The organism is Micromonospora sp. NPDC004336, from assembly GCF_053602615.1.
The window spans coordinates 35,193-49,041 of record NZ_JBSGDY010000016.1 but is presented as its reverse complement, the minus strand read 5'-3'; the positions used below and the strand labels follow the sequence as shown (position 1 = coordinate 49,041).

The following is a 13,849-nucleotide window of genomic DNA, read 5'->3' as shown; positions in this document are numbered from 1 at the left end:
CTCTCAGAGCCCTCCGACAGTGCCGATGAGGCTGATCCGGGTGAACCGGGTTGAATGCTTTAGCGCATCTCCGGCCGGATGACCTTGGTGCGCAGCACGGACTCGTTGAGCCGCAGCTGACGGTCCAGCTCGGCCACCGCTGCGGGCGTCGCCTGCAGGTCGATGACGGCGTAGATGCCTTCGGCCTTCTTGTTGATCTCGTACGCGAGGCGCCGGCGGCCCCACACGTCCGTCTTCTCGACCGAGCCACCCGCGGTCCGGATCACGTTCAGGTACGTGTCGAGCGACGGGGCGACGGTGCGCTCCTCGAGGCTGGGGTCGAGGATCACCATGACTTCGTAATGACGCAAGACGTGCTCACCTCCTGTGGGCTAAGCGGCCACGGTCCTTCCGTGGCAGGAGGTCGTGCGTCGTGGCCCGCGCCGGTCCCGGGGGAACCCGGCCGGACGCGGACAACCGGACCAGGATACCCGGTCCCGACGATCATGCCCGGGGTGGTCGGTCGACCCGCCCCGGGCAGAGGCGACGGGGGCCCGCGTCGACGTCGGTGTCGATGCGAGCCCCCGTGCACGGAGGCCGCGGGGCGTCCCGTCCGCATTCCTTGGGTGGGACCTGGGGAGGAACGACCACACCGATGAGGTTGGACCGGGAACGCCCCGCGGAGCTTTATCGTGTTGTTACCTGACGTTACAACGGCTCTTGACCCTTGTCGGGGGAAATGGCGGATTTCTCCGGAATTTTTTGAGGCCCCGCCCCCGCTGCCACAACCGGCCCCCGTCGCGCCGGGCCGCGCGACGGGGGGTGCCCCGGCTTCCCGGGCGGCTCCGTCACTCCCCGGCGGGCGGCCTGCGCGGTCGCCCGCCCGGGACCACCGACCGTGGATCCCACTCGCATCAACGACCACCGCCGCCGCGAGGTGACGCGCGACGGGTCCCGATCCCGCCCGCCTGGAGGTGACGCGCGACGGGTCCCGCTCCCGCCGTCACTCCGGTTGTCGGCGCGGCGACGTAGGCTCCCACGCATGCGTATCGGAGCCCACGTCGATTCGACCGACCCGCTGACGGAGGCGACGGCCCGGGAGGCCGGGGCCGTGCAGTTCTTCCTCTCCGACCCGCAGGGCTGGAAAGCCCCGAAGCCCCGGGAGGACGCGGACCGGCTGCGGGCCGCGGACGTCGACCTCTACGTCCACGCGCCGTACGTCATCAACGTCGCCACCCTGAACAACCGGATCCGGATCCCCAGCCGCAAGCTGCTGCTCGGGCACGCGCAGGCGGCTGCCGCGATCGGCGCGAGAGGGCTGATTGTCCACGGCGGGCACGTCAACGCCGGGGACGACCTCGCCGTGGGGTTCGACAACTGGCGCAAGACCTTCGCGTACGCCGCGGACTCCGGCGGCTTCGGCCTGCCGGTCCTGATCGAGAACACCGCCGGCGGCGACAACGCGTGCGCCCGGCGGCTCGACGCGCTCGCCCGGCTGTGGGACGCCGTGGGCGAATACGAGGTGGGCTTCTGTCTGGACACCTGCCACGCGCACGCCGGGGGTGAGGAGCTGCTCGGCCTGGTCGATCGGGTCAAGGCGATCACGGGGCGGATCGACCTGGTGCACGCCAACAACTCCAAGGGCGCGTTCAACTCGGGCCAGGACCGCCACGACAACCTCGACGGCGGGACCATCGACCCGGAACTGGTGGTGGCGGTGATCCGCGCGGCCGGCGCGCCGGTGATCGTCGAGACCCCGGGCGGCGTCGAGGGCCAGGGCGCCGACATCGCCTTCCTGCGCGACCGACTCGGCACGGAGACCACCGCGGCATGACGACCGACCAGTCCGCCGCCGGCGGCCCGAGCTCCGGCCGCCCCGCAGGCGCCACCTCGTCGGCGACGGCCGGCGACGAGGCCCGGCCCGACCGGGTCGTCGGCGCCCCCGACGCGGGAGACACCACGGGCGGGCCGGCGCAGCACCGAGCCAGCGCCGGAGCGGAGCAGGAGAAGCCCAACGCCGGAACCGGGCCGGACAGGACCGGGCCGGACAGGACCGGGCCGGACAGGACCGGGCCGGACAGGACCGGGCCGGACAGGACCGGGACCGGGACCGGGCCGGGCGGGGCGAAGGCCGAGACCGAGTCGGGCAGGACCCCGGCCGGGGAGGAACCGGCGGGCAGGGCCGCCGACCAGACCGGCAAGAAAGCCCTCGCCAAGCGCGGCGAGAGCAGGCCCACCGACGGCAAGAGCGACGAGATCAAGGGCGGCGGGGGCGAGGAAGCCGACGGCAAGGGACCCGGCGGCAAGACCGCCGTCGCAAAGACCGCCGACGGCAAGGCCACCGACGCAAAGAACGGCGACGCCAAGGCCACCGACAGCAACGCCGCCGACAGCAGGAACGGCGACGCCAGGGCCACGGACGGCAAGAGCGGCGACGACAAGGCCGCCGGCAACAAGGCCGCCGACAGCAAGGCCGCCGACAGCAAGACCACCGGCGACAAGAGCGCCAGCGAAGAGAGCGGCGACAGCAAGGCCGGCGAGGGCAAGAACGGCGACGGCAAGGAGGGCGGGAAGCCCGACCGGTGGGCGGCGTTCGCGCCCGCGCCCGAGGTCGTACCGAGCAGGCCGCGCCGCGCCGCGCGGTGGGTCGGTCGCCTGCTGATCCACGAGTGGACCCTGGCGACGGTCGGCTCGCTGGTGTTGGCCGTGCTGCTGACCTGGCCCACCCTGCGCTACCCGATGCACACCATCCCGCAGGACTACTGGGACCCCACCCTGCAGGCGTGGCAGATGGCCTGGTCGGGGCACATCCTGCTGACCAACCCGGCGCAGCTGTGGCAGTCGAACGCGTTCTTCCCGGAGGACTGGAGCTTCGCCTTCTCCGACACCCTGCTCGGGTACGCCCCGGCGGGCATGATCGGCAGCGGCCCCGAGGCCGCCGTGCTGCGCTACAACATCATGTTCGTGCTGGCCCACGCGCTCGCCACGCTGGGGGCGTACGCGCTGGCCCGGCAGCTCGGCGCGGGCCGGATCGGCGGCGCGGTGGCCGGGGTCAGCTACGCCTACGCGCCGTGGCTGCTCGCCCAGGCCGGGCACCTGCACGTGATCTCCAACGGCGGCATCCCGCTGGCGCTGGCCATGCTGGCCCGGGGGCACGGATACTCGCTCCGCCACGGCTACCGGCCGGAACGCCGACACGACGGCTGGGTCTACGCCGGTTGGCTGGTGGCGGCCTGGCAGCTCAGCCTCGGCTTCGGCATCGGGCTGCCGTTCGCGTACTTCCTCGGCGGGGCCGTGCTGGTGGCGGCCGTCACCTGGTTCCTGCGGCGCTGGGTGATCCGCCCGGTGAAGCGGCCGTTCGGCCGCCGGCTGCTGCTCGCGGACCTCGTCGGCGGGCTGATCTTCGCCGGTGTCGGTGCGCTGATGGCCATCCCGTACTTCAAGGTGGCGGAGCTGCACCCGCAGGCGGAGCGGACGATCGGCGACATCGCCATCTTCTCCCCGCCGGCGAGCGGCTTCTTCACGGCGCCCGGCGAGTCGCGCGTCTGGGGCGAGCTGCACGAGGGGGCGCGGGCGGCGCTGCCGTGGCACCCGGAGATGACCCTGCTGCCCGGTTTCGTGCTCTACGCCCTCGCCGCCGGCGGGCTCTTCTTCTCGGTGTGGAAGCTGCGGCACCGGCTGCTGCTGCTCGCCGGGGTGGTGGTGACGATGGTGCTCGCCATGGGCACCCGGTTCTTCGACGGCACCTTCACCTACGTGCCGCTCTTCGAGCACGTGCCGGGATGGAACGGCCTGCGTACGCCGGGTCGGCTGATGCTCTGGACCACGCTGCTCCTCGGGCTGCTCGCCGCGGGCGCGGTGAGCGCGTTCGCGGCCCGGGTGCGGGAGATCTCCGCCGAGCGGATCCCCTCCTGGCCGAGCCCGTGGCTGCGGCTGGCCACCCTCCTGCCGCTGGTCCTGGTGATCGCCGAGGGCCTGAACACCACGCCGCACCCGGTCGTGCCACCGCAGCCGGCCGCGATGCGGACCGTGACCGGCCCGCTGCTGGTGCTGCCGAGCAGCCAGAGCCACGACCAGCCGGTGATGCTCTGGTCCACGACGAAGTTCCAGGACATCGTCAACGGCGGCAGCGGCTTCACGCCGCGCCAGCTCGACGAGGTGCGCCGGGTGTCGCTCTCCTTCCCCGACCAGACCAGCGTCGACTACCTTCGCGTCCTCGGCGTCCGCAACGTGCTGCTGATGCGCGACCAGCTCGCCGGCACGCCGTGGGAGGTGACTGTCGACGCGCCGGTCGACGGTCTCGGCATCACCCGCGAGGAGATGGGCCAGGTCGTGGTCTACCGGCTCTGACCGGGCCCGGCACCGGGGTCTCGCGGGAGCGGCCGGCACGGCCCGGACGGCGCGCGGGCCGCTCCCACACCCCGGGGCCGGCCCGTGTCGGGCAACCCGGGCCGCCGGATCAGAGGCGACCCGGGGTCGGCCCGGATCAGGCGGCCCGGGCCGGCCCCGGATTGACGCAGCCCGGGCGCCGGGCCCGCGCGGCTAGGCCGGGGCGGGTGCCGGCTCGGCGGGCACCAGCGGTCGGCGTCGCCACCGGTCGAGCCAGGGCGCGTCCGGCGCGCCGTCGAGCGGCCCGCCGTCCGGGTCGTCGGGGTAGGTTGCCCGCACCGGGTCGAGTTCCGGCCGCAGGATCTCCCGTACGACCAGCACGCAGAGGATCACCACGGTGGTCAGGCGCAGCGTGGCGGCCAGCACGAAGACCCCCTCCGGGAAGACCGGCCGGCTGGTGGAGGCGCCGAGCAGTTCGCCGTAGAAGGCCGCGAAGTAGCCGACCTCGGCCACCTGCCAGGCCAGGAACGCGCCCCACTTCGGGCGGGCGAGCACCACCAGCGGCAGCAGCCAGAGCACGAACTGCTGCGACCACACCTTGCTGAAGATCAGGAACGCGGCGACCACCAGGAACGCGAGCTGGGCGAGCCGCGGCCGGCGCGGCGCCAGCAGCCCCAGCGCCGCCACCCCGAGGCAGGCCAGGCCGAAGAGGGTGTACGACAGGGCGTTCAGCGTCGGGATGTTGACGTTGAGCCACTCGAAGGGCCCGAGGTCGGTGGGGTTGGCGCCGCCGATCTTCCCGTCCAGGTGACGCCCGATGTACCAGATGGTGCCCCAGTCGATCGCGCGCTCCGAGTTCAGCTCGAAGAAGCGGTCCCAGTTCTCCCGGTACGGGATGGCGACCGGCAGGTTCACCGCGATCAGGGACACCAGGGCCGCGCCGAGGGCGGTGAGGGCGGCGCGGAGCCGCCCGGCGCGCAGCGCCAGCACCAGGATCGGGCCGAGGACGAACAGCGGCCACATCTTGGCCGCCCCGGCGAGGCCGAGCAGGACGCCGGCCAGCAGCGGTCGGCTGCGTGCCCAGGCCAGCAGGCCGAACGCGGCGAGGCCGATCGCGAGCAGGTCCCAGTTGACCGTCGCGGTGAGCATCAGCGCGGGGGCGAGCGCGAACAACGCGGCGTCCCAGGGTCGTCGGCGGCGCAGGGCGAGGATCACCGCGACCGTGGCGACCGCCAGCGCGCCGAGCACCAGCGCATTGAGGTTGTAGAACCACATGGCCTGGTTGAGCCCCGGGTCGTTCTCGCCGAGGGCGTGCACGGGCAGGCCGAGCGCGCCCATGAAGTACCCGGTGAGCACCGGATACTCGACGGGGTGGTCCCGGTAGGGGACGGCGCCCTCGTTGAGCCGCTCGGCGTAGTAGAGCGCCAGCACGTCGGTGTAGCAGAACCGGGTGTACTGCACGTTGTTCTGCCAGGCGCCGTCCTGGCAGGGCGACTTCTGCACCCAGTGCAGGGCCAGGGTCAGGCAGACCAGGGCCAGCACGATCCGGGCCGCCGTCCAGAAGCGGTTCTCGCGCCCGGCGGGTCGGTCGAGCGCGACGGCGTGGTCGCCCAGCGGGCCACCGATGACGCCGGAGACGCCCCGGACGAAACCGTCGGACCGGGACGGATGGTCGGCGGCACCGGCGTCGTCGATGCCTCGCGTCGGCTGCGTGCTCATGAAGGTGCATCCTGCCGTACGACCGGCCTCCGCGTCCTCTCCCAGAGCAACACGTCGGTACGCGAAACGCCGCCGGCGGCCGGACAGGGTGTCCGGCCGCCGGCGGCGTTCGTGGCTCAGTCGTCGCCCGGGCGTGGGGTGATGCTCGGTAGCAGCCCGCCACCGCCGGTCCCACCCGGCCTCGGCCCGTCCGGGGTCGCGGGTCCGGTCGGGCCACTACCCGGACCGGTGCCGCCGTTGTTCCCGCCGCCGTTGTTGCCATCCGGCGGGCAGAGCAGGCCCAGCGGTCCGCAGTCCGGCCGGCCGTCCGGCTGCGTCGGCGGCGGGGGCGGCGGCGGGGCCTCGCCGTTGCCGGCCTTGTCGTCACCGATGCCGGTGACGCTCGGCAGGTCCGACTTGTCCTTGCCCTTCAGCGCGTCGTCCATGTAGCGCTTCCAGAGCTCCGCCGGGAAGCTGCTACCGCCGATGTCGTTCCCTCTACCGTCGACGATGGTCGGCTTCTTGGGGTCGCGACTGCCGACCCAGACGGCGGTGGCGAGGTTGTCGTCGTAGCCGACCATCCAGGCGTGCGCGTTGCGCGGGGTGCCGTTGTGTTCCCAGGTGCCGGTCTTGCCGGCCGCGTCCCGACCGTCGGCCAGGTTGGCGTTGTTCTTCTCCGGGATCTCCTTCAGCACGGCGGTCACCTCCTTGGCGACCTCCGGCTTGATGCGCTTCTGCGGCTTGCGCTGCTCACCGGTCCCGGGCACCTTCACCCACTTGCCGGTGTCCTCGTTCTGCTGTTCCACGCTGATGACGAAGTGCGCCTTGTTGTAGACGCCGTCGTTGGCGAGGGTGGCGAGCCCGTTCGCGTGGTCGAGCACGGTGATCGGGTACTGACCGTAGCCGACCACCCGGTCGAACTTGCTCGGGGCGAGGTTCTCCGGCTTCTCCTTGGCCAGGTCGTACGGCTTCGGCGGGTCGACCGTCCACATCGTGCTCACGCCGGCCTGCCGCGCCATGGCGACCACCTTGTCGGGACCGATCTTCTCGGCGACATGGAAGAACGGCACGTTGTAGGAGCGGATGGTCGACTCCTCCAGCGTGCAGGACTTGTTGCACGTCTTCGTGACGTCGCGGCCGGCGTTCTGCACCTTGTTCGCGAAGCCTTCCGGCTTGAACGGGGTGGCGTCCCAGCGCGACTTGACCGAGATGCCGGCCTCGATGGCAGCCGCCAGCGTGTAGACCTTGAACGACGAGCCCGGCGGGTGGCCGCCCACGATGTCGCCGTTGGCGTTGGTGTTCTTGCCCGCGTAGTCGAAGTCGGCGCCGCTGTCGCCGCCGTAGTAGGCGAGCACCCGGCCGGACTTCGGCTCGATGGAGACCGCCGCGGCCATCAGGTTCTTCGGCTGCCCCTTGAGCACCGACCCCTTCCGGTCCGGCTGGGCCGCCGCCTCCAGCGCGCTCTGCATCTTCGGGTCGATCGTGGTGATGATCCGGTAGCCGCCGGTGCGCAGCTCGTCGACGCAGGTCGGCTTGCCCGGCGCGCCCGAGTCGGAGCAGATCCCCCACTGCTCCATCTCCTGGCGCACGTAGTTGACGACGTTGCCCCGGGGGCTCTTCACGCCGAAGCCGTTGCCCTCCTTCTTGGGTGGCAGCACCTTGGGGTACGCGGTCGGTCGGTCCGCGGCGTTGAGCCAGCCCTCCTCGACCATGCCCCCGAGCACGTAGTTCCACCGGTCCTTGGCCTGGTCGGGATTGACGGCCGGGTCGTAGCCCAGGTGGGTCTCGCTCTTCACCGGCTGCTTGATCAGGGCCGCGAGCACCGCGCCCTCGGCGACCGTGAGCTTGTTCGCCGACTTGCCGAAGTAGGTCTGCGCCGCCGCCTCGATGCCGTACGCGCCGCGCCCGAAGTAGATCACGTTGAGGTAGTGCTGCATGATCTCGGGCTTGCTGTACTTCTCGTTCAGCTTCGAGGCGAAGATCGCCTCCTTGACCTTCCGGGCGTACGTGTCTTCCTTCAGGTTCTCGATCGCGTTGCGGGCGTACTGCTGGGTGATCGTCGAGGCGCCCTGCTTGTCGCCGCCGCTGAGGTTGTTCCAGGCCGCCCGCGCGATGCCCTTGTAGTCCACGCCCGAGTGCTCGTAGAAGTTCCGGTCCTCGGCCGCCGCCACGGCGTGCTGGACGTACTCCGGGACGTCCTTGATCGTGACGAAGGTGCGGTTCTCGTTGCCGAGCCGGGCCACCTGGGTCTTCTTGTCACTGGCGAGGATCGTGGTGGCGAGCGGCAGCGGCACCTCGTCCGGAAGCGTGACGTTGGTCGAGTAGTAGGTGAAGCCGACCACGCCCAGCCCGGCGATCATGATGAAGATGGCGAAGCTGGCGATCAGCATGTTGATCCGCCTGCGCTTCTTGGAGCGCGCCGGGTCGCCCGCGCCGCGCCCGCGCCGGCCGGGGCCGGTCGGCCCGCCGGGCCCGCCCGGGCCACCCGAGACGGGCGAGACGCTCGCCCGCGCCGAGGCCCGGCCGCTGGCGCCGCCGACGGCGGCCGACCCGACGCTCGCCCGGCCCGCCGAGGCGGCGCCGACGGCGGCGGAACCCACCGAGGCCCGACCGGCGGATCCGGCGGCCGCCGGGGAGACGGGCACCGACGCGCGGCCCGCGCCCGCCCGGCCCGCGCCGGGCGCCGGCGAGACCGGCGCCGAGGCCCGGCCGGGCGCGGCCCGACCGACGGAGGCGGAACCCACCGAGGCGGAGCCGGCGGCCGAGCCGGCACGGGGCGGGACGGCCGCCGAAGCCGAGCCGGAGGCAGAGCCGCCGCGCGCTGGCACGGCCGCGGAGCCGCCGACCGAGGCGCGCCCACCGGCGGCCCGGGGCGCGACCGAGGCGCGACCGGCCGGTGCCGTACCCTCCTGTGCAGCCGACCAGCCGCCCCCGCGGGCGTCACCGCCGGGGTCGCCGTGCTGGCCCGGAATCTGGGCCCGCCCGCGCGGGGAACTGGGATCGCCGTACGAGTTCATTCCTCACACCCTGCCGTCGCGGTGGGACGCGGCTGCGCCGCCACCGGTTTGCCGTGAGATGGGACACCCGACAGTAGCGGCACGTCCGTGCCGACCGGCCGGGGTCATGTGTGAATCAATCGGGCCAATCAGACCAACGAGCCGTCGGTCACCCCGGGCGTGCGCGCGCTGACCGGGGGCGGCCGATCCAGCCAGGATCACCGTTGCGCCTCTCGCCTCCGTCGACCGGCCGCGCCGCCCACCGCGCCCTGCTCCGACCCGTCCTCGGGGTCCCCGGCCAGCCCGTCCCGGCCGAGCAGGTACTGCTCGACGAGATGGTTCCAGTCACAGCCGAGGCACACCTCCACCACGAAGACCTGGAACTCACGCAGCGTCATCGCCAGCACGGGCAACTCGGCAAGCGTCCGGGCCTGACCGGCCGACTGCTTGAGTTCGTCGCCGTAAATGTAGTGGACGCGCGTCAGGTTCTCGCTCCGGCAGATCGGGCACCGCTCGTCGGTGGGTTCGCCGTGGAAGCGGGCGGCGTTCTTCAGGTACGGCGACGCGTCGCAGACGTCGTACGTGCCGACCCGGCCGGCGAGGAGTTCACGCAGCACCGCTCGCTTCCGGAGCGAGAAGTCGACCACCTGGCGCTGCGTACGCATGCGGAGAAGGGTACGCCGTCTCGCCGGGCGAGGCGACCACGGTGACGATGAGTGACGACAGGACCTCGGAACGGGGGTTTGCCCTGATCACAGTGATCCGCTAGCGTGCGATGTATCGGTCCGATACATCGCGGCGGTTACCGCTCCGCGTAGAGGGTACAGAGAGGATGGCCCGTGCTCGAGCTCGCCATCCTCGGCCTCCTGCAGGAGTCTCCGATGCACGGCTATGAGCTGCGCAAGGAGTTGACCGCCAAGCTCGGCGCGATCAGGGCGGCGATCAGCTACGGCTCGCTCTACCCGACTCTGCGTCGACTCCAGGCGGCGGGGTGGATCGCCGAGGCCGCCGAGACACCCGCCACCGCCGAGGAGGTTCCCGCGTTGACCAGCCGACGAGGTCGGGTGGTCTACAAAATCACCGCGGAGGGCAAGGAACGCTTCGCCCAGCTCATCGCGCAGGCCGGGCCCGAGACGTACGACGACACGGGCTTCGGGGTGCACTTCGCGTTCTTCGCCCGCACCGACCAGGCGACCCGACTCCGCATCCTCGAGGGTCGCCGGCGAAAGATCGAGGAACGTCGCGAGGGGCTTCGCGACGTGCTGGGCCGGGCGGCCGAGCGCCTCGACGCGTACACGCTGGAACTGCAGCGCCACGGCCTGGAGGCCTGTGAGCGCGAGGTCCGCTGGCTGGAGGAGCTCATCGCCAACGAGCGCTCCGGCCGTGCCCCGGCCCTCCCGGCAACCGGGACGGCCGGCGGCCGACGAGAAGACAACAGCCCGCCTCCGCCTGGAGAGTCCAGGAAAGAGCGGCCGTGATGAAGAAGAAGGAGGCAGACGCTATGGGCTCCGTCCGCGTCGCCATCGTCGGTGTGGGTAACTGCGCCTCGTCCCTGGTCCAGGGCGTGGAGTACTACCGGAACGCCGACCCGAACGACCGCGTCCCGGGTCTCATGCACGTCACCTTCGGCGACTACCACGTCTCGGACGTGAAGTTCGTCGCGGCGTTCGACGTGGACGCCAAGAAGGTGGGCATGGACCTCGCGGAGGCGATCGTCGCCAGCGAGAACAACACCATCAAGCTCTGCGACGTGCCGCCGACCGGCGTCACCGTGCAGCGCGGCCCGACCTTCGACGGTCTGGGCCAGTACTACCGCGAGATCGTCGAGGAGTCGGACGCCAAGCCGGTCGACGTGGCGCAGGCGCTGCGCGACGCGCAGGTCGACGTCGTCGTCTCCTACCTGCCGGTCGGCTCCGAGCAGGCCGACAAGTTCTACGCCCAGGCCGCGATCGACGCCGGCTGCGCGTTCGTGAACGCCCTGCCGGTCTTCATCGCCTCCGACCCCGAGTGGGCGAAGAAGTTCGAGGACGCGGGCCTGCCGATCGTCGGTGACGACATCAAGAGCCAGGTCGGCGCCACCATCGTGCACCGCGCCCTCGCGAAGCTCTTCGAGGACCGCGGCGTCGAGCTGCTGCGCACGTACCAGCTCAACTTCGGCGGCAACATGGACTTCATGAACATGCTGGAGCGCAACCGGCTGGTCTCGAAGAAGATCTCGAAGACCCAGTCGGTGACGTCCCAGATCCCGCACGAGATGAGCAAGAGCGACGTGCACATCGGCCCGTCGGACCACGTGCCGTGGCTGGACGACCGCAAGTGGGCGTACATCCGCCTGGAGGGTCGCTCCTTCGGTGACACCCCGCTCAACGCCGAGCTCAAGCTCGAGGTGTGGGACTCGCCGAACTCGGCCGGCGTCATCATCGACGCCGTCCGCGCTGCCAAGATCGCGCTGGACCGGAAGATCGGCGGCCCGATCCTGTCGGCCTCGTCGTACTTCATGAAGTCCCCGCCGGTGCAGTACGCCGACCACGACGCGCACGCCGCCGTCGAGGCGTTCATCGCCGGTGAGGTCGAGCGCTGACGCGCTGACCACCAGCACCGCCGAGGGCCGGGTCCGCGGGGACCCGGCCCTCGGTATGTCTGCCGTCCGCGTGCCGGCGGCGTCCGGACCAGGCGTGGCTGCCGTCCGCGCGGCGTCCGGACCAGGCGTGGCCGCCGTCCGCGACGGCGTCAGGACCAGGCGCGGCGCAGGGCGACCCCGGCCTCCAGCTCCAGCAGCTTCACCTTGCGGTCCAGCCCACCGCCGAAGCCGACCAGCTTGCCGCCCGCCCCGACGATCCGGTGGCACGGCACGATCACCGGAAGCGGGTTCCGGTTGCAGGCCACCCCGACCGCGCGGGCGGCGCCCTGGTCGCCGAGCCGCCGGGCCACCTCGCCGTAGGTGAGCGTCTCGCCGTACGGGATGCGGGTCATCTCCCGCCAGACGCCGCGCTCGAACTCCGAGCCGCCGGGCACCGCCAGGGGCACCGCGAACTCGGTCAGCTCGCCGGCGAAGTAGGCCCGCAGCTCCGCCACGACCTGCCGGGCCGCCTCGTCGGCCGGCTCCTCGTCGGCCGCGTCGACCCGGCCGAAGTGGGCCCGGCGCACGTGTGCCCCGTCGGTGGCGACGGAGAACTCACCGATCGGGGAGTCGAGCACGGTCCAGCGCATCCACCCACTGTCCCTCGCGGGACGACATCGCCGCCCGCCGCCCGCCCGTGGGCACGCCGACCGGGCCGAGGGCGGCCCGCGCCCCGGTCGGCCTGTCGCGCCGGCGGATCAGAGCAGGGTGAACCCGAGCAGCAGGGTGCCGGCGCTGAGGCTGGCGCCGCCCGCGACCGTCAGCAGGATCAGCTTGTTGGGCTTCGTGTCCCGAGGCCGGACCACCGAGAGGAAGAAGCCGAGCGGCATGAGGACCGGCGCTGCCACCAGCAGGACGCGGATGAGCGCGCGGGCGCCGTCGGACGCGTCGGCCCGGTCGACGTAGGGCAGCACGGCCAGGGCGAAGAGGACCAGTACGCCGGCGTGCGCGTGGCCGGCCGTCCACAGGCCACGCCGGACGGGATTGTCGAGGTAGCCGGCCTTGCGCCGGGCCAGGTGCGTGAGCAGGGTCAGGCCGCCGAAGGCCACCGTCACGACGGTGATCAGCAGGATGCCGGCGGTGGTCAGGGTCGCCGAGGACATGGGTACCTCCGTCTTGTCATTGTCAAGATTGACCGTCGGGGCCAATCTTGTCAATAGCTAGATCCGCTGCCGCGAACCGTTCGACGCCGGGTGGGTCGGGGCGACCCGCCCGCGCCGCGCACCGCGCCCCTCCGCCGCCCCGCATAGCGTTCACCGCCCGGCCAATGCAACGAACTCGCTCGCCATCGTTGCTTTGAAAGCGAAGCTGTTGCAACACTTTGCCCCGCGTGACCTGCATTTACACGGTCAGCACGAAAAAGAGTTGTTGCCGGTTTCTCGAACGCAACGTAGCGTTTCCGTCAGAAGAAACGAGCTGGCGAGGAGAGCCTGATGCACACGTTCGACACCCCCACCCCGATCACCGCCGTCCTCGACATCCCCGCGGGACACGTCCGGTTCATCGCCGCCGACCGGGCCGACACCGCCGTCGAGGTCCTGCCCGCGGACGCCACGAAGGCCCGTGACGTGAAGGCGGCGGAGCAGACCAGGGTCGAGTACGGCGACGGCGTCCTGCGGATCGTGACCCCGGTGAAGAACCAGATCCTCGGCAGCTCCGGCTCCGTCGAGGTGACGGTGCAGCTGCCCGCCGACTCCCGGGTCGAGGCGAAGGCGGCCAGCGCGGAGTTCCGGGCCGTCGGACGGTTCGGCGACGTCGCCTTCGAGGGCGCACACGGGGCAATCAAGATCGACGAGGCCGCGAGCGTACGCCTCACCACCGCCGCCGGCGACGTCACGATCGGCCGCCTCAACGGCCCCGGGGAGATCAGCACCGCGAAGGGCGACATCCGGATCGCCGAGGCCGTGCGCGGCGCGCTCGTGCTGCGCACCCAGGCCGGCGACGTGTCGGTCGACGCCGCCCGCGGCGTCTCCGCCGTCCTGGACGCCGGCACCACCCTCGGCCGGATCCAGAACTCGCTCATGAACACCGGGGGAACCGCCGACCTGACCATCCAGGCGACCACCGCCGTCGGCGACATCTCCGCCCGCAGCCGGTGAAGACGTCCTGACCGCCGAGGTCCACGCCGGCGGCGGCCACCCCCCTCGTCCACCCACCCGACCACGGCGCACCGGCTCGTCCCACCCGACGCGCACGTCGCCCGGCGCGTCGCTCAGGCCCGCCCGAC

11 protein-coding genes are annotated in these 13,849 nt (G+C 72.0%); 5 read left to right on the top strand and 6 right to left on the bottom strand.

The window, feature by feature from the left end:
- Window positions 1-59: 59 nt before the first annotated feature.
- Window positions 60-350 carry a 30S ribosomal protein S6 gene (rpsF, locus tag ACWENR_RS06210; RefSeq protein ID WP_121397433.1) on the bottom strand — a complete coding sequence of 97 codons (291 nt, stop codon included), beginning with the start codon at window positions 348-350 and terminating at the stop codon, window positions 60-62.
- A gap of 671 nt (window positions 351-1,021) precedes the next feature.
- On the opposite strand from rpsF, the gene ACWENR_RS06205 reads away from it, so the two are divergent.
- Entirely contained in the window at window positions 1,022-1,813 is a 792-nt protein-coding gene (locus ACWENR_RS06205; protein WP_452275977.1) for a deoxyribonuclease IV, read from the top strand.
- Complete coding sequence (locus ACWENR_RS06200) at window positions 1,810-4,329, top strand: hypothetical protein (RefSeq protein WP_452275976.1); 2,520 nt, start codon at window positions 1,810-1,812, stop codon at window positions 4,327-4,329. Before ACWENR_RS06205 ends, ACWENR_RS06200 begins: the two co-directional genes overlap by 4 nt.
- A 192-nt stretch (window positions 4,330-4,521) precedes the next feature.
- Here ACWENR_RS06200 and ACWENR_RS06195 read toward each other — a convergent pair whose 3' ends face one another.
- The 3 genes from ACWENR_RS06195 to ACWENR_RS06185 form a co-directional block, all read right to left on the bottom strand.
- Window positions 4,522-6,027 (bottom strand): glycosyltransferase family 87 protein, encoded by a 1,506-nt coding sequence (locus tag ACWENR_RS06195; protein WP_452275975.1) that lies wholly within the window; start codon window positions 6,025-6,027, stop codon window positions 4,522-4,524.
- Window positions 6,028-6,143: 116 nt separating this feature from the next.
- A complete protein-coding gene (locus tag ACWENR_RS06190) occupies window positions 6,144-9,023 on the bottom strand; it encodes a transglycosylase domain-containing protein (protein ID WP_452275974.1) in 2,880 nt (959 codons plus the stop codon).
- A gap of 197 nt (window positions 9,024-9,220) precedes the next feature.
- Window positions 9,221-9,667, bottom strand: coding sequence for a DUF5318 domain-containing protein (locus ACWENR_RS06185; RefSeq protein WP_452275973.1), 447 nt, complete (start codon window positions 9,665-9,667; stop codon window positions 9,221-9,223).
- Window positions 9,668-9,841: 174 nt separating this feature from the next.
- Between ACWENR_RS06185 and ACWENR_RS06180 the strand changes: the two genes are divergently transcribed.
- Both ACWENR_RS06180 and ACWENR_RS06175 read left to right on the top strand, forming a co-directional pair.
- Window positions 9,842-10,480 (top strand): PadR family transcriptional regulator, encoded by a 639-nt coding sequence (locus ACWENR_RS06180; protein WP_452275972.1) that lies wholly within the window; start codon window positions 9,842-9,844, stop codon window positions 10,478-10,480.
- Window positions 10,481-10,503: 23 nt separating this feature from the next.
- Entirely contained in the window at window positions 10,504-11,583 is a 1,080-nt protein-coding gene (locus ACWENR_RS06175) for an inositol-3-phosphate synthase (RefSeq protein ID WP_452275971.1), read from the top strand.
- Window positions 11,584-11,732: 149 nt separating this feature from the next.
- On the opposite strand, the gene ACWENR_RS06170 is transcribed toward ACWENR_RS06175, so the two are convergent.
- Both ACWENR_RS06170 and ACWENR_RS06165 read right to left on the bottom strand, forming a co-directional pair.
- Window positions 11,733-12,212, bottom strand: a complete 480-nt coding sequence (locus ACWENR_RS06170) for a methylated-DNA--[protein]-cysteine S-methyltransferase (protein ID WP_452275970.1) — start codon at window positions 12,210-12,212, stop codon at window positions 11,733-11,735.
- A gap of 108 nt (window positions 12,213-12,320) precedes the next feature.
- Window positions 12,321-12,725 carry a hypothetical protein gene (locus ACWENR_RS06165; protein ID WP_452275969.1) on the bottom strand — a complete coding sequence of 135 codons (405 nt, stop codon included), beginning with the start codon at window positions 12,723-12,725 and terminating at the stop codon, window positions 12,321-12,323.
- Window positions 12,726-13,055: 330 nt separating this feature from the next.
- Here ACWENR_RS06165 and ACWENR_RS06160 point away from each other — a divergent pair, with 330 nt between their 5' ends.
- A complete protein-coding gene (locus tag ACWENR_RS06160; protein ID WP_452275968.1) occupies window positions 13,056-13,721 on the top strand; it encodes a DUF4097 family beta strand repeat-containing protein in 666 nt (221 codons plus the stop codon).
- Window positions 13,722-13,849: the final 128 nt, after the last annotated feature.